30 protein-coding genes are annotated in these 20139 nt (G+C 38.0%); 27 read left to right on the top strand and 3 right to left on the bottom strand.

Going from position 1 to position 20139, the window contains the following annotated elements; all coding sequences use genetic code 11:
• Nucleotides 1-11: 11 nt before the first annotated feature.
• Complete coding sequence (gene sufB, locus ACSLGF_RS05650; protein ID WP_456003226.1) at nucleotides 12-1409, top strand: Fe-S cluster assembly protein SufB; 1398 nt, start codon at nucleotides 12-14, stop codon at nucleotides 1407-1409.
• Between the two features lie 78 nt (nucleotides 1410-1487).
• On the opposite strand, the gene ACSLGF_RS05645 is transcribed toward sufB, so the two are convergent.
• From ACSLGF_RS05645 to ACSLGF_RS05635, 3 genes are read right to left on the bottom strand one after another with little or no spacing between them, the layout of a single operon-like run.
• Nucleotides 1488-2639: a site-specific integrase gene (locus ACSLGF_RS05645; protein WP_456003224.1), complete on the bottom strand. Its 1152-nt coding sequence runs from the start codon at nucleotides 2637-2639 to the stop codon at nucleotides 1488-1490.
• 31 nt (nucleotides 2640-2670) lie between these two features.
• Entirely contained in the window at nucleotides 2671-3117 is a 447-nt protein-coding gene (locus ACSLGF_RS05640) for an ImmA/IrrE family metallo-endopeptidase (protein WP_456003222.1), read from the bottom strand.
• 18 nt (nucleotides 3118-3135) lie between these two features.
• Nucleotides 3136-3555 (bottom strand): helix-turn-helix domain-containing protein, encoded by a 420-nt coding sequence (locus ACSLGF_RS05635; protein WP_456003221.1) that lies wholly within the window; start codon nucleotides 3553-3555, stop codon nucleotides 3136-3138.
• A 301-nt stretch (nucleotides 3556-3856) separates the two neighbouring features.
• On the opposite strand from ACSLGF_RS05635, the gene ACSLGF_RS05630 reads away from it, so the two are divergent.
• The 26 genes from ACSLGF_RS05630 to ACSLGF_RS05505 all read left to right on the top strand — a co-directional run bounded on the left by ACSLGF_RS05630 (nucleotide 3857) and on the right by ACSLGF_RS05505 (nucleotide 20137).
• Nucleotides 3857-4054, top strand: coding sequence for a helix-turn-helix transcriptional regulator (locus ACSLGF_RS05630; protein ID WP_251190849.1), 198 nt, complete (start codon nucleotides 3857-3859; stop codon nucleotides 4052-4054).
• 3 nt (nucleotides 4055-4057) lie between these two features.
• Nucleotides 4058-4327, top strand: a complete 270-nt coding sequence (locus tag ACSLGF_RS05625; protein ID WP_251190850.1) for a group-specific protein — start codon at nucleotides 4058-4060, stop codon at nucleotides 4325-4327.
• 78 nt (nucleotides 4328-4405) lie between these two features.
• Entirely contained in the window at nucleotides 4406-4573 is a 168-nt protein-coding gene (locus ACSLGF_RS05620; protein WP_456003219.1) for a hypothetical protein, read from the top strand.
• Nucleotides 4570-4821 carry a hypothetical protein gene (locus ACSLGF_RS05615; RefSeq protein WP_456003218.1) on the top strand — a complete coding sequence of 84 codons (252 nt, stop codon included), beginning with the start codon at nucleotides 4570-4572 and terminating at the stop codon, nucleotides 4819-4821. Before ACSLGF_RS05620 ends, ACSLGF_RS05615 begins: the two co-directional genes overlap by 4 nt.
• Nucleotides 4822-4878: 57 nt before the next feature.
• Complete coding sequence (locus tag ACSLGF_RS05610; protein WP_456003216.1) at nucleotides 4879-5115, top strand: hypothetical protein; 237 nt, start codon at nucleotides 4879-4881, stop codon at nucleotides 5113-5115.
• A gap of 168 nt (nucleotides 5116-5283) precedes the next feature.
• Nucleotides 5284-5685 (top strand): DUF6809 family protein, encoded by a 402-nt coding sequence (locus ACSLGF_RS05605; protein ID WP_456003214.1) that lies wholly within the window; start codon nucleotides 5284-5286, stop codon nucleotides 5683-5685.
• Between the two features lie 12 nt (nucleotides 5686-5697).
• On the top strand, nucleotides 5698-6489 hold the full coding sequence (locus ACSLGF_RS05600) for a Replication protein O (RefSeq protein ID WP_456003212.1): 792 nt from the start codon (nucleotides 5698-5700) through the stop codon (nucleotides 6487-6489).
• Nucleotides 6482-6841 carry a hypothetical protein gene (locus ACSLGF_RS05595; RefSeq protein ID WP_456003209.1) on the top strand — a complete coding sequence of 120 codons (360 nt, stop codon included), beginning with the start codon at nucleotides 6482-6484 and terminating at the stop codon, nucleotides 6839-6841. Before ACSLGF_RS05600 ends, ACSLGF_RS05595 begins: the two co-directional genes overlap by 8 nt.
• Nucleotides 6838-8166, top strand: a complete 1329-nt coding sequence (gene dnaB, locus ACSLGF_RS05590) for a replicative DNA helicase (protein WP_456003206.1) — start codon at nucleotides 6838-6840, stop codon at nucleotides 8164-8166. Before ACSLGF_RS05595 ends, dnaB begins: the two co-directional genes overlap by 4 nt.
• 208 nt (nucleotides 8167-8374) lie before the next feature.
• Nucleotides 8375-8533, top strand: coding sequence for a BH0509 family protein (locus ACSLGF_RS05585; RefSeq protein WP_456003204.1), 159 nt, complete (start codon nucleotides 8375-8377; stop codon nucleotides 8531-8533).
• A 138-nt stretch (nucleotides 8534-8671) separates the two neighbouring features.
• Nucleotides 8672-8860 (top strand): XtrA/YqaO family protein, encoded by a 189-nt coding sequence (locus ACSLGF_RS05580; RefSeq protein WP_456003201.1) that lies wholly within the window; start codon nucleotides 8672-8674, stop codon nucleotides 8858-8860.
• A gap of 311 nt (nucleotides 8861-9171) precedes the next feature.
• Complete coding sequence (locus ACSLGF_RS05575) at nucleotides 9172-9606, top strand: ArpU family phage packaging/lysis transcriptional regulator (RefSeq protein WP_456003198.1); 435 nt, start codon at nucleotides 9172-9174, stop codon at nucleotides 9604-9606.
• A 131-nt stretch (nucleotides 9607-9737) separates the two neighbouring features.
• On the top strand, nucleotides 9738-10463 hold the full coding sequence (locus tag ACSLGF_RS05570; protein ID WP_456003196.1) for a hypothetical protein: 726 nt from the start codon (nucleotides 9738-9740) through the stop codon (nucleotides 10461-10463).
• A gap of 5 nt (nucleotides 10464-10468) precedes the next feature.
• Nucleotides 10469-11146: a hypothetical protein gene (locus ACSLGF_RS05565; protein WP_456003194.1), complete on the top strand. Its 678-nt coding sequence runs from the start codon at nucleotides 10469-10471 to the stop codon at nucleotides 11144-11146.
• 184 nt (nucleotides 11147-11330) lie between these two features.
• Nucleotides 11331-11675, top strand: coding sequence for a structural protein (locus ACSLGF_RS05560; protein ID WP_456003192.1), 345 nt, complete (start codon nucleotides 11331-11333; stop codon nucleotides 11673-11675).
• Nucleotides 11676-12423: 748 nt separating this feature from the next.
• A complete protein-coding gene (locus ACSLGF_RS05555; protein ID WP_456003190.1) occupies nucleotides 12424-13050 on the top strand; it encodes a hypothetical protein in 627 nt (208 codons plus the stop codon).
• A gap of 215 nt (nucleotides 13051-13265) precedes the next feature.
• A complete protein-coding gene (locus ACSLGF_RS05550) occupies nucleotides 13266-13754 on the top strand; it encodes a phage terminase small subunit P27 family (RefSeq protein ID WP_106032434.1) in 489 nt (162 codons plus the stop codon).
• Nucleotides 13741-15468, top strand: coding sequence for a terminase large subunit (locus tag ACSLGF_RS05545; RefSeq protein WP_456003188.1), 1728 nt, complete (start codon nucleotides 13741-13743; stop codon nucleotides 15466-15468). Before ACSLGF_RS05550 ends, ACSLGF_RS05545 begins: the two co-directional genes overlap by 14 nt.
• Nucleotides 15469-15482: 14 nt before the next feature.
• Nucleotides 15483-15683 carry a hypothetical protein gene (locus ACSLGF_RS05540; RefSeq protein ID WP_148959505.1) on the top strand — a complete coding sequence of 67 codons (201 nt, stop codon included), beginning with the start codon at nucleotides 15483-15485 and terminating at the stop codon, nucleotides 15681-15683.
• Between the two features lie 6 nt (nucleotides 15684-15689).
• Nucleotides 15690-16925: a phage portal protein gene (locus ACSLGF_RS05535; protein ID WP_456003186.1), complete on the top strand. Its 1236-nt coding sequence runs from the start codon at nucleotides 15690-15692 to the stop codon at nucleotides 16923-16925.
• The gene (locus tag ACSLGF_RS05530; protein ID WP_456003184.1) at nucleotides 16903-17493 is read left to right on the top strand and encodes an HK97 family phage prohead protease; all 591 of its coding nucleotides are present in this window, start codon (nucleotides 16903-16905) and stop codon (nucleotides 17491-17493) included. Before ACSLGF_RS05535 ends, ACSLGF_RS05530 begins: the two co-directional genes overlap by 23 nt.
• 54 nt (nucleotides 17494-17547) lie before the next feature.
• Nucleotides 17548-18729, top strand: a complete 1182-nt coding sequence (locus ACSLGF_RS05525; RefSeq protein WP_456003182.1) for a phage major capsid protein — start codon at nucleotides 17548-17550, stop codon at nucleotides 18727-18729.
• 10 nt (nucleotides 18730-18739) lie between these two features.
• On the top strand, nucleotides 18740-19042 hold the full coding sequence (locus tag ACSLGF_RS05520) for a head-tail connector protein (RefSeq protein ID WP_426855007.1): 303 nt from the start codon (nucleotides 18740-18742) through the stop codon (nucleotides 19040-19042).
• Complete coding sequence (locus tag ACSLGF_RS05515; RefSeq protein WP_073206592.1) at nucleotides 19024-19356, top strand: phage head completion protein; 333 nt, start codon at nucleotides 19024-19026, stop codon at nucleotides 19354-19356. Before ACSLGF_RS05520 ends, ACSLGF_RS05515 begins: the two co-directional genes overlap by 19 nt.
• Nucleotides 19356-19739 carry an HK97-gp10 family putative phage morphogenesis protein gene (locus ACSLGF_RS05510; protein WP_456003180.1) on the top strand — a complete coding sequence of 128 codons (384 nt, stop codon included), beginning with the start codon at nucleotides 19356-19358 and terminating at the stop codon, nucleotides 19737-19739. Before ACSLGF_RS05515 ends, ACSLGF_RS05510 begins: the two co-directional genes overlap by 1 nt.
• The gene (locus tag ACSLGF_RS05505; RefSeq protein ID WP_456003178.1) at nucleotides 19736-20137 is read left to right on the top strand and encodes a hypothetical protein; all 402 of its coding nucleotides are present in this window, start codon (nucleotides 19736-19738) and stop codon (nucleotides 20135-20137) included. Before ACSLGF_RS05510 ends, ACSLGF_RS05505 begins: the two co-directional genes overlap by 4 nt.
• Nucleotides 20138-20139 lie beyond the last annotated feature (2 nt).

Below are 20139 nucleotides of genomic sequence, written 5' to 3'. Positions count from 1 at the left end.
AGTGAAAATGGATGGCTAAAAAAATGCCAGATGTTGGTGAATATAAATACGGCTTTTCTGATAAAGACGTTTCCATTTTCCGTTCAGAGCGCGGACTGACAAAAGAAATCGTTGAAGAAATTTCTCGTATGAAAGATGAGCCTCAGTGGATGCTCGACTTCCGTTTGAAATCTCTTGAGCACTTTTACAACATGCCGATGCCACAATGGGGCGGAGATTTAAATGCATTAAACTTTGATGAAATTACGTACTACGTAAAGCCATCAGAGCGCTCTGAGCGTTCTTGGGATGAAGTACCAGAAGAAATCAAACAAACCTTTGATAAGCTTGGAATCCCAGAAGCAGAGCAAAAGTATTTAGCAGGTGTATCTGCTCAGTATGAATCTGAAGTTGTGTACCACAATATGAAGCAAGACCTTGAAGACCTAGGGATTGTGTTTAAAGATACAGACAGCGCATTAAAAGAGAACGAAGACATCTTCCGTGAGCACTGGGCAAAAGTCATTCCGCCGACTGACAATAAATTTGCTGCGCTTAACTCGGCTGTATGGTCTGGTGGTTCATTTATCTACGTACCAAAAGGCGTAAAAGTAGATACACCACTTCAAGCATACTTCCGTATCAACTCTGAAAACATGGGTCAGTTCGAGCGTACACTCATCATCGTGGACGAAGGCGCGCATGTGCATTACGTAGAAGGCTGTACAGCACCAGTTTACACAACAAATTCACTTCATAGTGCAGTTGTTGAAATCATCGTGAAAAAAGGCGGCTACTGCCGTTATACAACGATTCAAAACTGGGCAAACAACGTCTTCAACCTTGTCACAAAACGTACGGTATGTGAAGAGAATGCGACAATGGAATGGATTGATGGAAACATCGGTTCTAAGCTGACAATGAAATACCCAGCGGTCATCCTAAAAGGTGAAGGCGCACGTGGTATGACATTAAGTATTGCCCTAGCAGGTAAAGGTCAGCACCAAGATGCAGGTGCAAAAATGATTCACCTTGCACCAAACACATCTTCAACGATCGTATCGAAATCGATTTCCAAACAAGGCGGTAAAGTTACGTACCGCGGAATCGTTCACTTCGGACGTAAAGCAGAGGGTGCACGCTCCAACATCGAGTGTGACACACTCATCATGGATAACAAATCAACATCTGATACGATCCCTTACAATGAAATCTTAAATGACAACATTTCATTAGAGCACGAAGCGAAGGTATCAAAAGTATCAGAAGAGCAGCTATTCTACTTGATGAGCCGCGGAATTTCGGAAGAAGAAGCAACAGAAATGATCGTCATGGGCTTCATCGAGCCATTCACAAAAGAACTGCCAATGGAATACGCCGTTGAAATGAACCGCTTGATTAAGTTCGAGATGGAAGGTAGTATAGGTTAACCGTTGATATACCGGGGATTAAAGGTGTTTAGGCATTACATTTTTATTAAGCACCCACAAAACACCCACAAAATTTAATTATTGAACATACCGCAGATACATTTCCATTGCTTGGTCCTCAATTTTTTTGGTGACATGGAGATACTTATCTGCGGTTGTTTTTATACTAGAATGCCCTAACCGTTCTGATACATATTTAATATTCACGCCAGCTTCTAAAAGGTGTACAGCATGGCTATGTCTTAAAGCATGTGGAGACAGAACGGGAAGATTTGCCCTTTTACAGACTTCTTTGAAATACTCTCTCACAACATTTGTTTTTAACCATTTGCCCTCATGTTGAAAGAACACAATGTTATTTTCCGGCTGAACATAATTGGTGTACATCAAAACGACTTCGTGTCTGTTAACTCGGTGTTTTTTCAATAACGATACTGTGTGATCATCAAGTTTTATTGTTCTGTAACTAGATTGTGTTTTAGGTGTTGAAATGTAAGGTTGAGTATTCAAGGGATATATAAGAGTTTTATCAACTGTTAACTCTCCATCTTTTAAATTTATATCATCCCATGTTAATGCGAGAGCCTCTCCAATCCGTAAACCTGTTCTTGCAATTAAAGTGAAAAGGACGTAATACTGAATTGAATGTGCATATTTTGCATTCTTAACAGGTGTTTTTACTTGATTTAAAAAACTTTCAGTTTGTGAAAGAGTCAAGAATTTTAATGCTTTTTTCTCCTCCTTCTTTTTAGGTATTTTTATGTTTACCAACGGGTTTTCTCGAAGGATTCTAAAATCATGAACAGCTTCATTTAAAGCTGAATTCATTATACTGTGAATTCTTCTAATAGTTCCTTCGCTATATTTTTCAATCAATTCATTTAACCATTTTTGATATTCATTCCGTTCAATATCTCTTAAACGATAATGTTCCCATCTAGGTAGAATATTGATTCTAATAGTTCTTTCTTGTAAAGAGTAGGTCGTTTTTTTTACGGATGGTTTTTTATATACTTCTAACCAAACGGGAAAGTATCCCCCGACTGTTTCGTTTGTTGAATCAAAACCAACATATGCAAGATCGTTCGCCGTTTTTTCCGCAGCGATCCTAGCCTCTTTTTTTGTTTTAAAGCCCCTTTTTGATTTCTCTTTATACTTTTCTGTTCTTTTATCTTTATATCTAATTCTATATTCCCAAGTACCGTTTTCATGTTGTCTGAAACTAGCCAAGATAGTTCACTCCCTGCTTTTATTTTCAGAGTCATTTAGGAACATTTGTTCGGTTTTTGTTTAAAAAAATACTGCGGTAATTTTGTACAAGTTCTTTCGGAATGCCATAATCCTTGAATTCACAATAAGTAATACCCCTTTGAACGGAAGAAAACAATAAATGCATTGCGAAAAAGTTTGCTTCCAGTTCAATTTTTTCAGTTGAAAAGAAAGTGTTTCTTTTCAAGAATGGAGTATTAGAGTCGCTATGAAGCAAGGCGTGTCCTAGCTCGTGAGCGCATACAAAGAAACTAGATTTTTCACTTACCTTTTCATTAATGTGAATGAATTTAGTACGAAAATGTTTGCTGTAGTATCCGAGGGTATTCCCCAAATCTTCATGTATTGTAATGATTCCAAGTTTATTGGCAATGAAAAAAGGATTAGTTGATTTAAATCTACTTTGTAATTTTGAAACAGTTTCAGTAATATCGCCCATGATTTAAAATATCATCCCTTATCTGTATTTTTTAGGAGTGTATTTTTGTTTTGCTATTTTCTTTGCTATTCTCAAAGTGTTCTCGAGACTTGCGATTAAAAGCTCTTTATCTTCTTCTTCCATGTCATCAATGGATTGACCGTCAAAGGCAGCATAACTATTTCCTTCAAGTCCGTTTATGATTTTTTGTAATTCCTTTTGTATGTCCTTCTCATCTTTTTCCGTTAAATCAAAATTTCTTTTAACTTCTGTGCGTCCCAAAAGGTAATCCGTTGACACGTCAAAAAAATCCGCAATTTTTTGGAGTTTATCAGCTCCAGGGGTTTGAGTTTTTAACCTGTATAAAGTGTTTTTTGAATAGCCAAGCGATTGTTCTAAATCATTAATAGAAATTTTTCTTTCGTTGCATAACTCTTTCACTATGTCAAAAACCGTCATATCAACCATCCTTATGAGCTAGTCAAACAAAATTAAATTTTAAGCATAAAAACACTTGATTAATTTACACTTATAGTTTAACATTGGTGACATAAGCTAATTAGTTAGCTAAAAGACAATAAAAAATACGACCTACGAAAAATACATTTTAGACGCTGGGGAGCAATGAAATGTACAATTACAGGCTTTTTAAAGTCTTATTTAGCTATGGGTATATATTAAACTATACGCATAAAAAGGTCAATGGAATTTAGCTAATTAATTAGCTTTTTATATTTTTTGGAAGGAGGCTAACTGTGAAATGTCAATTCTTACTGCTGCTAGAGTAAAGTCAGAAATGTATAAGCAAGGTATAACGCAAAAGCAGTTAGCGGAGTTGTTAGGCGTTTCCTGTCCTTATGTTAGCGATATTATCAACGGGAAAAAAACAGGTAAGAAAGCGCAAGAACACGCTAAACACATTCGTAAGATTCTAGGTATAAAGGAAAGTGGTGAGTAAAAAATGCTAACTTTTCAAATTGATCAAACTCTTTTAGAAGAAAAGGTGTTCAAAGAGCTTGAAAAGCGTCTTGAACAAATAGAACACAGGGTTACATTTTGGGACACAAAAGAATTATGCAAGCAAACAAACATGAGTCTCAACTTCATAAAAGAAACATTTTTTTATGATTCGAGGTTTCCAAAATATCGAGTCGGCACAAAATGGCTTTTTCCCGCAAAAGAATGCGAACAGTTTTTAATAACTTGGCTGAAAGAACAATCCAGGGGATAAAGTTTCGTTTGTTCCCCAAAAGTGGGGAAAGTCGACAATTAAATATTTATAAATCCGAATTGATAGGAGGAAATGAAAATGGACGAAAATAAAGAAAATCCATATGCGCCGGGTCCGGTGAAGGTATGGAAAATGACTAAAGAAGAACTCGAAGCGTATATAGAGAAGCACCCTATTATCTACCGAGAGGAATTAAAACCGTCACCAACCTTCCGCACGGGTAATTGGGGGGCTGAAAAACTATGAGTCTACCTAAACATATCGAGTTGTTGCATACCGTCAAAGCCTGCAAAAACCAAACAATGCAAATTGAGGACGCAGCGACTCATCTAAAAGTACCCGATTTTGTCATTCCTATGTTAGTCAAAAAAAATGATGACTTGAGAATTCAAGGGAATCTGATTCTAGCAAAAAGCGATTCAATGGGACAAGGCATTTTCATACTACTAACTTTCATTAGCATCATCATTATTGCCGGATTTTTCGGAGAGTAAGGAGTCAACCCGCTTATGATTTTCATCACATTAAATAGATTTATTGGAGGTACAAGCATGACTAATAAAATCGTTTGTCCAAGCTGCAAGAGTGAAACGGGCTTTTTTACAAAAGAAAGGGTCACGGGTTCAGCTACCGTCTTTTACAATTCCAATGGAGATTTGGAAGAAGATCAGCACGCAATGTATGATTCGTTATTACATTATGGAGGTTCAAAAGCGTATTGCAGAGCTTGCGAACATTTCATAGGGCGTACTGATGCATTGTGGAGCGGAGACAGAGAAGGTAAATAAAAAACTGATCCGCTCGGGATCAGTCAATTTTCTTACTTGTACATTATAGGGTTGTTGCAAGTAAGGAAGGTACGGGAAGTGTAGGAGCTTCCCCATATTGATACGACTTTAACATGATTAACAAAAAAATACAATAATCAAATTTGAGATAAAAAGGGGATTTTTCTAATGAAATTAATGGGTACGCCTGCAAAGGTTTCTACAGTTAGAGCAAAGTTACAGCATATCGGACGTCAAGAAGATAAAGAGGCTCATTTCTATGATGCGGGCATGGTATCCGTTTTAAAATATGTTGCTGCTAAAACAATTCATGAAACGGAAGGAACAGAGATCGAATGGTCTGATGCCACTTTACGGACACAAGAGAACGTGGATGATTTGTACGAGAAATTAGAAGGGATTTTATCTCATGCAAATGATCTTGTGAAGCTATTGAAAGACCTTGATGACGCTCACGCAGTAAAAGCCAGTCTTGAAATTGAAGATGCTTATGTAACTGGATTCGTAGAAGGTTTCCGCTATTTGATGGGTGAAGCAGCATACAGACAAATTGTAAATTTTCTAAAGTAAGGTGATTTCAAAATGGTCGGTTGGATTAAGTTGCATAGGAAGATTAGAAGTAACCCAATTTTCAATGATCCGCAGCTATTAAGGTTATGGCTAATATGTCTAACAGAGGCTTCACATACGGAACATGATCAGATAGTGGGTAGACAAAAAGTGAAGCTAAAGCCAGGTGATTTTGTAACAGGTCGTTTTGCTTTGATGGACATGTACAATACCGGTCTTAAATCTAAGGACAGGGTAAAGGGAGAAAAGACAATTTTTCGTTGGTTGGAACAGCTTCAAGAAATGGGATATTTGACAATAAAAAAGACCAACAAATTCAGCATTGTAAGCATTGATAATTGGGCTATTTATCAAGATGGAGCTTCCGAAAACGACAACAGTCTGACCAACAAAAGACCATCAAATGACCATCAAATGACCACAAACAAGAATGTAAAGAATGATAAGAATGAAAAGAAGATAAATAATTCTCGTCACAAGTACGAACCTTGTGACATGGAGAATGCCAATTTGCTTTATCAAAGAATCATTGAAAATAATCCGCAAGCTAAAAAACCGAACCTGGAAAAATGGGCTAGTGATTTTAGATTGATTAGGCAGATCGACAAGCGGACTGATGCACAGGTGAAGTATTTGATTAACTGGACACAAAAAGATAGTTTTTGGAAATCAAATATATTGAGTCCTGCGAGTCTTAGAAAGCAGTTTGATAAATTGACCGTAAGAATTAAAAGCGAAAGAGAAGCAGCAAAGAGAAAAAACGCTGTCTTGAATGAAAAGGAGTTTGATTTGACGGATGACTAAAAAAGAAACACTTGAATTACTAAAACTAATCAAGACATACTTCGAGCATTTTGAAATAGATCAAGAAAGAATCAACGCATGGGCAAGAATCCTAAAGCCCGAGAATTACGAGCAGATCGAGGCGAATTTGATCGTTTATGTGAAATACAATCAGTTTCCGCCAAAAGTTGCTGATCTAATCAAAGCAAAAGAAGCAAGGAAAGACCGGTCCGCTGCCATACCGAACGTCGATGAAACTCAAAACTATCTTTCTGAAATGGACAAGGCAGAACCAACCGAGGAAGAACTAGAACAGATCGAACGGCATAAAGCAGAGATACGAAAGGTACTTGGGATAGGTGATCCATCATGACAGGAGCGGTATTTTATTTCAACGACGAAGCAGAACAGCAATATCTAGGCGCAATCTTGCAAGAGCCGGATTTGATTAAATATTCGCAGCTCAAGCCAATTCATTTCTACCGACAGCAAAATCAATCTATTTACAAAGCCTTTCAAGAGCTTGATAAAAACGGCGATCCTATCGACATTGTGTCAGTTATTGAGCATGTGGGTCGAGAAAGCCTAAAGGGGATCGGCGGAAGAAAATACTTAACTGAATTGATGAATGCCTCAATCACTACAGCAAAACAAGCATTCTATGAAAATCTAATTATTGATTATTGGAAAAAGCGAGAGATTGCGAAAGTTGGTGTCAAACTTAAAGAATCTTCCAACAGCGACGATACGAGTCAAACTATACAAGAGGGTATAAGCTCTCTCATGAGTTTAGAGGATGCAACAGGCACAGACGACGACGGGTCTATCAATAATGACCTAGTTGAAATCTATCAAGAGTTAGAAACGCCTAAAGGTGATGTAACTGGTATGCCTAGCGGCTTTACAGAATTGGACCGAATGACGTCGGGTTTTCAGCGGCAAGAATTTATAATCGTCGCCGCTCGTCCATCCGTAGGAAAAACCGCCTTTTGTTTGAATGTAGCAAGCAACTTCATGGAAAACCCGCTTAATTTAGGTAAAGGCGGAGCGGTTGGCATCTTTTCGCTTGAAATGTCACGTAAGCAATTAATAAAACGGATGCAATCAAGCATAGGTAACATTAACGCTCAATCCATCCGCACGAGTAATTTAAACGCTGATGAGTGGGGCAGATTAAGCAAAGTGAACGGGGTTTTAGATTGTGCCGCTCTTAGAATATTTGATCAACCAGGCATGACGATAAATGACATTTGGGCAAAGGCTCGCAAAATGAAACGGGAATTTGAAGGCAAGGACATAATGATCATTATTGACTATCTGCAATTGATCGTCGGAAATCCAGTCCATAGAGGAAACAGACAAGCAGAAATCGGAGAAATAAGCCGTATGCTCAAGCAAATGGCAAGGGAATTGGATATTGCTGTCATTGCATTGAGTCAGCTTTCACGTGGAGTCGAACAACGCCAGGAGAAGCGCCCTATGATGTCAGACATTAGAGAATCGGGGCAGATCGAGCAAGACGCTGATGTTATCGCATTTCTCTATCGTGATGACTATTACGACAAAGAAACAGAGAATAAGAACATCATTGAAATCATTATTGCTAAACAGCGTAACGGTCCAGTCGGTACTGTTTCACTAGCGTTCGTCAAAGAATATAACAAATTCGTCAACCTGGAATATAGGGAATCGGCATGACGGTCAAAGATTGGTATAAAGAGGCGATAAAGCTCAATCAGTACGCCTTGATATTGCTGATCGAATTCCTTGTATACGAAAAGTCAGTGATAAAAATGACGGACCCAGAAGAAAAACTTTTCTTTTACTTACAACCGAAATTTCATTCGAGAATGAATGAGCATTTGAAGAGCTATCATACAAAAATTCAATTGGAGGAATCGGGCATATGAACAATGAAAAAGAGCGTCTAACAGAGAAACAAAGACAATTTTTCATAGAATGGCTATGCGTAGCGGGGCGAGGATTTTCTCGGGAGTATTACGAGAAAATGGATGACAAAGAACTAGAAAAGCAATATATGCTTAACGTTCCCCAAGAAATTTAACTCAACAAAATTTTCGTTCAGATCCAGTAGCAAGGTGAGGCGAGGAAATGAAAAAGAGACTACTAATCTTTTATATCGTGTTCGGATCGCTGTCAGCTTTAGCGGTTATGTATATAAATTAAGGAGGCAATGAAAGACTTGAGATTACAGGACGTTCCAAGTAAAATTATAGATATAGAGAACATAGGAAAAGAGCCTATTCTTTTTGTTTTATCTGATGGCGTGGCGAGATATGCACAGCTGCCAGCTCATGGTGAAACAAAAATTGTCACCCACAATAACAAAGTGACTCGATTGATTTTTAACGAAGGCGAACTATTTGAATAAAACCGTTCTACCGGAAAGCCGGGGGGCACTGATCATGACAGCAAAGCGCTGTGTGTGATTGGTGTCCCCTTTTTTTATTTTCAGAAAAGGAGAAAACAAAATGAAAACGTTGAGAGCTGCTTTTCTAAAAGCGGGTTATAAATCTATGTCAACTAAAAGAACTGACGTTCCTGAGAACAAATGTACCCGAAATCACACGCAGGAGCTTTCAGAAAGAGAATTAAGAGAGCTTATGGGTAATTTATCGCCCAACATATAAAAGAGGGCGTGGCGGGGCATTTAAAAGCAAATAAAAAGGGGGGAGTATTTTTATGTTGGGTGAACCACCTGTAATAGACAAAAAAGAAACTAGAAAAAGAGTTGAAAGTATACTCGACAACTATCGTTTGTATCTTCTTCAAGTTCCCGATGATATGCTGCCGAAGATAACAGGAGGATTCAGCATAGTGCCGCCCGCCACTACCAACGCTTTCCGCTCATCCACTGAAAGCACAGCTATTAAACGGATTGAATGGGAACAAAAACGAAATGCCTTTCTTGAGAAGGTGCAAAGAGCGGTCAATCGTCTTCCGTATAATGAGAGGCAGATCATTATAAAACGTTACATGCAGCAAGAACCTGTTTTCGATTACCAGGTATATAATGAAATCGGCATGAGTGAAAGGTCTTATGCTCGTCTCAAAGCACGTGCGTTTATTAATTTGGCTTTTGCTCTAAATATAGAGATACATAAAGCAAATTTTTAATTATTTCAGGTAATGTTATTCTATTGTTGAAGCATATTATTTACAGCAGTAAATAAATTTTGCTGGAAATAATATAAATATCAGCTGATTAGTGTAAAATGATTACAATAAGAATTTTGGAGGAACCTATCATGGATTTTATTGCTATTTTTAAAATTCTAAAAATAATCTTTAGTGCAATTCCATGGCTATTAAGTGTTACTGCTCTTTTTCAGTTCCTATATAATAAATATCCCAAATTTTATTTCTTTTTTGTAAAAAGGTTTAAGAAATGGCGAGATACAAAATGGAAATTGACAGTTAGTGTGTCAGTCCGAAGAGACCTTGATTTTTTTAGAATCTTAGAAGAGGTAATTAATGATGTATTTGGAAAAAGACAAAGAGTTTTTAATCTGAAGAATAAAAAACAATACGAATTCTCGGACTACACTCTTACTGTTCAATATAATCTTGACTGTAGTAACGAAGAGTACGTCACAGTAGAATTATTATTTGGAACGATAACTGCTACGAAGTCAACTGCTGTTGATAAGCTGAAAAATCTAAGGAAATTGTTCAATAAACTTAACTCTAGAATTGATTTTAGAGATGAAAGTTATAGCATGAATATTTATTTCATAACCATGAAAAATCCATTTTATGGACTAATGATTCAAAGATTAGGTCCAGAGCATATACAATATTTTCAATGTAATTTTTCTATAGACCAATTGGAACGTAAGATGTTTAAAAAAAGAACTCAACAAACTGAAACAAATCAAGAATTAACAATTTTTAAAGATTATATATCCATAAATCACCATAATTATGATACAATAGAAGATATTACAAAAAAATGTCTTCTGTTGGAGGGGTAATTGGATTGAGTATTATAAGCATTAATATTTATGACAAGCTAAATGATGTTGGAAATGATGAAACGTTAGAGGTTTTTTCCCATGAGAAAAACGAGATAATAAATGGATATGAGGAAAAACTACAAACTTATATCCTTATCAATAGTATTTCACCCACTGGATATCAAAATATCCAAATTATTAATGATGAAGTGTTCGCTCAAACTGTTAGGGTTAAAGGCGAAGTAGTACATGAAGTGATTAAACAAGATATGTATCAAGCATACGTAAAAGTCAAAAATAAGAAAGTGAAGGGTGTGGGCAATTTAGTCACTCTTTGCAGAAAAGATAGTTCTTTAAAAGCGAAAGAGATTTTGGAGCAGAATTTTGGAGATGAATATGAACAACACAAGTTTGATATTTTAAAAATAATTGACGCGGCATCAGATGTAAGAAACGCACGTTTTAAAGTCAAAATTGAAACAGTTAGTTCCGTAAGTATGGGAGGAACTAGAGTTCACGATACCCAATATTACAGCGAAATGTTAAGAAAGGGTCAACTATCTGCGGTCATAATAAATTATGATATGCCTCAACAATCTGTAACAATTAGAATTAATGTTGATGGCACAGTGCTCTTATATAATTCTTTGACGGATTTTGAAATACTAGACTTGGTAGAGGATTTACTTAATATTGAATAGTTATATAAATTGCATCCTTTGGATGCTTTTTTGTTTGGCGGAAAACTGGCGTATTTTTGGCGTAATGTTGGCGCAGCATGACAGAAAAAAGGTTGTAATATTGTATTATGCGATAGATGAGAACGGCTTCCGAAGGAGGTCGTTTTTTTTTCATTCACTAAAATTTAAAAGGAGTTGATTAATTATGGCGTCAGGATTTGGAGTGTCGGCGAACCCGACAAAAGCCAATCATATTCTAGGTGAGGACAAGGTCGTACGAATTGCGGTGCAAAACCATAACGACTTTAGTGCTGGTCCAAACCTTATTCCTCAACGTAAGGAAGGTGGAAAGTGGGTAACGCTTAAAACGAACAGCCCAAACCCACTCAACCCAGGTGAAAAACTTTATGATCAATTTGACATAAAGGAATCATTCGGGAACAAAAAAGGGACATACCGATTTAAGGTGGATGCTGAACGATATGACAAGCAGGGCAACCACGTTGAAACGATTGGTACGTTCTACACTAGCGAATTTTATATTAAATAATAATTGAAGCACCGTCTTTCATGGCGGTGTTTTTCTATTTGCTGTAAAGCGTCCCTGTCTGTTTACAAAATCAATGGCGGCTAACAAACAGGGGCGGCTTAGATCAAATAAAAAAGGAGAGTGTGACTTATGAAATCGGGCTATGTGGTCTTAACGGATTATGATTGCGATCCCTTCATTTTGTATTATGGAGATTTTTCAGAGGCAAAAAAAGAATTTGAACGAAGAACTAACAACAAAAATGAAAACAGCTTTAACATACATCTTTGTCAGAAGCTTGAGTCTTTTACAAGTGAAGGTAATAAGTGATGCCATTAAAACGTTGTAACGTTCCCGCCTGCCGGGAATATATAGACTGGACCGAACGCTATTGTACAAAGCACCAGGGCTATGCTGATAAGCAATACAACAAAGATGTTAGATACAACAGGGAGAACGAAGCACATTACAAATACTATCAAAGCAGAGAATGGAAATTACTTCGAGAAGCAAAGAAGCGTGAGAGTCATTACAGATGCGCTGTGTGTGCCGCAGAAGGACGTGTAAACATGTCCAATAGGTTAGTAGTCCATCATAAGCATAAAGAGCTTAGAGAGGTGTTTCATGATGATATAGAGCGTAATGACTTAAACAATCTTGAAGTGCTTTGTCAGTTTCATCATAACCAGATTACTTTTCGGAAGTGATCAACCTTTCGCTCGTCCTAACTGTTATAATAATTAAATATACCAAAATTAGGGGGATAAAGATGGCAAAGGTAACAGTTTGGGACGAAGAAATATTTAACATCTTTATAGTTAGTAAATTAGAGATTTTTAAAGAGTATGCGAAATTAATTGAAGAAAAAATTGATCAAGAATCCAATTTAGAAATTTCTTTTTTAAATACACTTAATGAATATGATAAAAATAAATATTTAAACGATAACCTAGATAATTTTTATAACCTTCAAGTTGCCTACCCAAACTTATTAAGACAATCTCTACTAGTAAGTATAATTTCTTTTTTAGAGGTAGAGTTAATAAGTTTATTTAGACTAGAAAATGAAACTTTAGTTAGTTTGCAAGGAAATATACTTCAAAAAATCTCAAAATACGCAAAAGCTGAACATGGTTCATTTCCAAATAGTAAATCGTACTGGAATTATATACAGAATGTTTATGAACTAAGAAATTGTATTGTTCATAATTCAGGATTCATCAGTATGTCTAAAAATCCTAAACGATTAAGCAAAATAATTGAAAGGTTTAAGCATGTTAAGGGCGCAACTACGATTAATATAGAAAAAGATTTTTTGTTTGAGTTTATAAACGAAGTAAAGAAATTTTTACTGGATTTAAGGCTCGAATATACAAAGAAGTCCCCCCAATATTAAACGGGGTGGGCTTTTTTGATTCCTGGAAATCGGCGTCCCCTCAACTTTAAAAAAAGTGTTGAAATGGATTTTTGATTTTTCCTGTTTTTTGCGGTTTTTCACTCATTCATAAAATGGCTTGGTCCTTTACAGGCGTTGAGATAGAGCGGTATTTCTCATTTGTTTATTTGCCTAAAATTAATAGGTTGGATTTTGCTGAAAGGTGGTGGTTTTTATTGGCGAGAAGAAAACAAATGACGGACACATTAAAAGGGCAAATATCAAACGAAGAACGAGAGCAGCGGCAGCAGCATGAAGAAAAATTGAAAGGCATTTCGCCATTGAAAGAGAACCCGCCTTATTGGCTGTCAACAATGGCAAAAAACGAATGGATCAGAATTTACCCTCATATTATCGAGCTGCCTATTTCGGAACTGGATCGCACTTTGTTGGCTATGTACTGTAATAGTTACGCACAGTATCGCCAGGCATTAGAAGATGTGGCAAAAGAGGGGCAAGTCGTTTTTGAAGTGAATAGTAAAGGGTTTGAAGTGAAAAAGAAAAACCCGTCTATTGAAATCATGATGCAAATGTCGAAAGAGATTCGAGCTATTGCAGGGCAACTTGGTCTTGCGCTAGATGCTCGATTACGTCTAGTTGGTTTAGGTGAAGAGAGCGAGGATGACGATATATTTGAGGCAATGAGGCAGGATGACGACGATTAAAATAGACCCCGGTACTCTTTACGCTGAAAAAGTAGTGAACGGGGAAATTGTAGCAAGTAAAAAAGTCATCCAGGCTTGTAAAAGACATTTGCGGGATCTTGAAAAATCAAAAAACCCTAACTATCCATACGAGTACAAGCCAAAAAAAGGGGCGAAGGTTGTAAAGTTTCTTGAAATGCTGCCGGATATTTCAACGGGGAAACCTACGTCTTTAGCACTCTTTCAAAAATTCATTGTCTATATGATATTTGCCTGGCGAGACAAAGAAACAGGATATAGACGATTTACAAAAGCATATATAAGCATGGCACGTAAAGGCGGTAAATCCGTTCTTGTTGCCGGGATTGCTTTATATGAATTGCTTTTCGGTGATGCGCCTAGATACGATCGACAGATTTACACGACGGCAAACTCTCGCAAACAAGCAAAAGCGGTTTTTAACATGATTGTCATGCAACTTAAAAAGTTGCGGAAGAAATCAAAACAAATTAAGAAAATGACCAAGATCATTCAAAATGAAATCCGTTTTTTGCTAGAAGATAGCATTATCATGCCGTTATCTCGTGATACAGACAACCTTGACGGATTAAACGTATTGGTCGGTATTCTTGATGAGTTTCACACGGCTACAAATACAAAAATGATTGAGGTTTTAGAGTCCTCACAAGGTCAGCAAGACCAGGGGCTTATCTTGATCATTAGTACAGCGGGTTTTAAGCTCAACGGTCCTATGTATGCACAAGAATATCCGTATGTAACGGATATCTTGAGCGGGAAGAAAGAGAACGAAAACTATTTTGCGGTTATCTATGAGCAAGATGATGAAAAAGAGATAAGCGACGAAAGCACTTGGATAAAAAGCAACCCGTTGCTTGAAGTTGAAAGCATGAAAAAGAAATTGCTCAAGAACCTACGAAAAAAATTGAAAGAAGCCCAGGAAAAAGACGATTTGAACGGAACGCTTGTTAAAAACTTTAATTTGTGGCGTTCTGCTTCGTCAGATAGTTTATTGAACGGTGACGATTGGAAAGATTGCGCCGTTGAGGAGAAGCCGGATATATACGGGAAGCCTGTTTATATCGGTGTGGATTTATCCAGGTCGGAAGATTTATCTTCACTTGGCTTTATTTATCCTTTAGAGGATGCCGAGGAAAACTTTTATGTTGATAGTCATTCGTTTGTCGGGCGTAAAGGCGGTTTAGAAAACAAGATACAGCGTGACAAAATTGACTACAAGCGGCTTGAGCAAGAAGGGTATTGCACAATAACAGACAAAGAGTCCGGCATCATTAATTTACAACAAGTGATTGATTACATGGTCGATCACATAACGAAAAATGATTTGCAAGTGAAGGGCATCTTTTATGATCCATATAACATTTCATTGTTTTTAAATGAAATTGAACATTACGGATACCCTGCTATTGAAGTAAGACAAGGGGTAAGGACGTTATCAGAACCAACGAAAAATTTTAGACTTAACGTCATGGATCAACGTCTCCTGCATACAAACAACCCATTGCTAAACCTTGCAATTAATAACGCCATTTTGAAAAAGGTCAATGATACGGTGCAGATCGACAAGGACTTGAACCGTGAAAAAATTGACCCGATCGCTGCTTTAATGAATGCATATACAGAAGCAATGTACCATTACGAACAAAACGAAACAGATTGGGACGCCTACTATCAAAGTGAAGACTTTGGAATATAGAAGGAGGGGAAAGAGTGCCAAAACAATTTAATCATCTAATTTTAGGAGTATGGCGGTTCTTCATATCGAACCTTCATACTCTTTTGTTTTTGTTAGGGCTAGTCCTCATCAATACCGCCGTTTATATGGTCGGAATGATTTTGGGGATAGCGGCTAGTGGTATTTTGCTAGTCTTTGTTGCCATTCTTCTCAACCATGAAACAGAAAGGGGGTAGAGGGAATTGGCATTCTTTAGATCAATAAATCAACAAAGCGCAGGGCAAAGGGAATTTAACGAAATTTTGGTGGGCTTAGATGGTTTAAGTTATGTTCCGGCAACAGCCATTAAAAATAGTGATGTGTTCACAGCGGTTCACGTATTGGCGTCTGACATAGCAGCAAGTCCGATCATGATTAGAAACGAAGGAATAGAAGAAAAGGATAGTGACTTGTTTCAGCTTATCAACGAGCGCCCTAACGAATATTACTCGGGGTACTCATTCAAATATATTCTTGTCGCTAATGCGCTTTTAAACGGTCAATCGTTTGCTTATATCAAACGGGATAAAGGCGGCACGCCCTGGGAGCTTATTCACATGTTAAATAGTGAAGTCTCGGTTGATCAGATAAAGGGACGAAACGATATTGTTTATCGTTATTATCCTTCTGACGGAAAAGAAACTATTTTGAAACCGTCTGACGTGCTGCATATCAAGTTTTCCTCACTGGATGGGGTAAACGGAAAGAGCCTCTTATCATGTCTCAAGCATGAACTTGAAAGCCAGGAAGCGGGCAAAAGGCTTGTCACGGACTTTTTCAGACGTGGTACAAATTTGAGCGGCATTGTAACGCTTAAAAAAGGCGTACCGTCGCCCGAAGCAAGGGAAAACGTGCGTAATGAATTTGAAAAGGTTAATTCAGGAGTGAGGAATCAACAAAGAATTGCTGTATTAGGCGAAAACGAAGAATTTAAGCAGCTCGAAATCAGTACAAAGGTTCTTGAGATCGTCAATAACTACACGCATTCAACCAAACAAATTGCGAAAGTGTTCGGGTTGCCGCCTCATAAGTTGGGAATCGAGCAAGTGAACACTTCACTAGAACAAGCGAACCTGGATTATTTGACAAACACCCTTTCAAATTACTTTGCTGCCATTACAGCGGAGTTAAATTTCAAAATGCTGTTTTACCCGGAAAGCAGGACCAAACGCTTTCAATTTGACGCAAGAAGATTTAAGGAAACAGACGCTAAAACAAAGCGGGAAAATGTCATTGCATTACTTCAAAACGGCATTTACTCACAGAATGATGCGTTAGCAGAATACGGGATTGCGCCTATTGAAAATGGAGATAGGCGCTTTATGAGTTTGAACTATGTGGATGTTGACATTATGGACGAAATCCAAAAAGCGAAGGCGAAGGGGCTTCCGATTCCTACGGTCGATAAAGGGGGTGATGATATTGGAGAAGGAGATTAGAGCCGTTCAAGAAGGTTCGCTAAAGGCGACAGAAGAAACCGATAAAGGCAGGAAGATTACAGGCTACGCTTTGAAATTCGGTACACGCAGCCAAAACCTGGGCGGCTTCATCGAAACCATTGAAAAACGAGCGCTGCAAAATGCTGATATGTCAGATGTAAGGGCGCTTATTGATCACGATCCGTCAAAGATTTTAGGAAGAACAAAAGCCGGAACGCTGAAACTATCTGTGGATGACATTGGATTGCGTTTTGAATTGTCTTTACCTAACACGCAATACGCTAATGATCTATACGAAAACTTGAGACTTGGCAACGTTTCAAATTGTTCATTCGGTTTTCATCTTGCTAAAAACGGCGACAGCTTTAAACGAGATGAAAAATCGGGGCTGCCATTGCGGAGCTTAACGAACATTTCCCGAATTACTGATGTGTCAATAGTCACTTATCCGGCTTATGAAGACACAGATGTTTCGATCGCCCAGCGGCATTTAAAGCAGCATCAAAGCAGCCATTTAGAAAAAGAAAAAATCAAGTTAGAGCTTGATCTAATTGAATTAAGTCTTTAGAAAGCACTCGTACATTGCGGGTGCTTATTTTATTTGGAAAAGGAGCTTGTACACATGTTAAAAGAGAAAATCCAGGAATTACGTTCAGAGATCACAAAGAGACAAACGGCTATCAATACAAAAATCAAAGAGGCTCATCAAAGAGCGGAAGAAGACAAGCTAGAAGAAGCAAAAACGATTAAAGATGAAATCACTTCTTTAAAAGCAGAGATTGAGACAATGACAGAAAGGCTAAAAGAATTAGAAGAATTGGCAGGAATGGAAGCCGAAGAAATCACAGAAGGGGCACGTGGAGGAAAAACAGGCGAAGAAAGATCACTTCAATTAGGCACGCCGCAGGTGCGCTTGGATAAAGGAATTGAGGAACAGCGCCGCAGCTTTGAAACGTTCTTGCGTACTAGAGGTGAAGTCCGGGACGGTTTGACAACAGAAGGAGCAGCCGCAATTATTCCGATTGAAGTCATTACGACACCGCAGAAAACGCCGGAAGATATTGTTGATCTTGTTGAATTTGTGAATAAAGTCAATGTGACAGCATCATCCGGTTCATATCCAGTTTTAGAAAACACAGAAACCGAACTTGTATCGGTTGCGGAACTTGAGAAAAACCCCGATCTAGCAAACCCAAAATTCAATAAAATTGATTGGAAAGTTGAAACGTATCGTGGTCAATTGGCTATCTCTCAAGAATCAATTGATGATTCCGGCGTCGATTTGACTGCACTTGTAGCGGATCATCTGCAACAGGTTAAACGAAACACAAGAAATACAAAAATTGCTGGTGTTTTAAAAACGTTTACAGCTAAAACGGTATCAGGTACGGACGATATTAAGCAGATTTTGAATGTTGAACTTAAACAAGCCTATGTTCGTAACATTCTTTCGACGTCATCCGCATTCCAATTCCTAGACACGCTAAAAGATAAAAACGGTCAATACATCTTACAAAGTAACATTTCTTCACCTTCCGGCAAAACACTTTTCGGAAGTCCGATCAAAGTTGTTGATGATAAGTTGCTCGGTAAAAAAGCCGGTGATATGAACATGTTTATCGGTGACTTAAAACGAGCTGCCTTCTTTGCTAATCGTGTAGACGTTGTTGCGAAGTGGGTTGAAAATGCGGTGTATGGTCAAGTCCTTTCCCTTGCTATTCGTTTCGACGTAAAGCAAGCAGACAAAAACGCAGGCTTTTATGTAACAATCAAGCCGCCAGTTGAAACAGGCGCTACAGAATAGGAGTGATGAAATGACCCTTGAAGAATTAAAACATGCTTTAAGGATCACTCATGACCTGGATGACAAAATGCTAGAAACCATAAAAGCGGCTGCAGAAAAGTATATTAAAGATAGCGTCACCTTATCGAAAGAGAGGGACGCTTTTTTTATTGATAATCCTTGTTTTGATGATGCGGTCATGATGCTTTGTGGACACAGGTATGAAAATAGATCAGCAACAACAAACAAGAATTTACAAGAAGTGCCGTTCGGCGTTATGTCGTACATTCAACAATTTAAAGGAGAATACCCTTCATGGACTATGGACGATTAAATACGCCGATATCTTTCGTTAAAAAGTCAAATACGAAAGACCCTATATCCAGGGAGAACACGACCACATTAGAAAGACTTTTCACCACCTGGGCGGAACGGCGAGACCAAAAATTAAGAGAAAAGCTATCAACAGCCGGAACGGTTTTAGAGGATAGTTTGACCTATGTTATTCGCTATCAACAAGTATCAACCATTTCCAACGCTATGCACGTACAGGACCACTTGACCAACGAGCTTTATCAAGTCATTGATATTCTGCCGAACGAGCAGGACAAAGACTTGATCAATGTCTTTGTAAAGAAGGTGAGTTGATGGCGCTTGAAGCTAATGGATTAGAAGAAACATATAAAGCCATTGAAAAGATGGCCCGTCAAAATGTAAAAGCGGAAAAGGCTGCCGTTCATGCAGGAGCAAAGCTGATGGCGGATGGCTTGGAAAAGAACACGCCATTTGATAGCAATAGCGGCAACAAGAAGCATTTGAAAACAGATGTTGTCTATTCCAAACCAAGAGAGGACGGGGAAATATTTTCAACCGTCGGCTATGGTAAGGAAACGGCTTATAGGCTGCATTTTACAAACTTCGGAACGATCAAGCAACGCCCGCAAAGTTTTATCGAGCGCACGATCAACGAGTATGAACAACTCGTTTTATCAAAAATGCAAAGTGTTTATAGGGGGGTGCTCGGTCTATGATGCTGCCAATTCAAGAAGTAGAAATGATTTTGACAGGATCAGCCGATCTGACAAGCTACGTTCCGGATGAAAAAGTCTTTCTTGTGGACGTCCCGGAAACAGATCAAAAAGTAAACCAAGCCCCAATGATCCGTATTAATGAGCTTGAAAGCTATCGTAATGCGTATGAGGATGATCAAGCGACAGGCATAAGCGTTGATATTCAAATAGATTTATGGACGGTGACCATCAAAGAAGCTCAAGAAATACAACCGATTATTGATCGTTTGATGGCTTCGGCTGACTATCAGCAATACGCTTCCGCTTTTGATAAAGACCCGGATATAAAGCTGTACAGATATGCACGAAGGTACAGAGCAAATAAAGAAATAGAAATCAGTTTTGAAAAGAGAGGATGAAA

It is taken from the genome of Bacillus sp. A015 (assembly GCF_053851875.1).
Note: the sequence above shows the minus strand (reverse complement) of the source record. Positions and strands in the feature narration are given on the sequence as shown.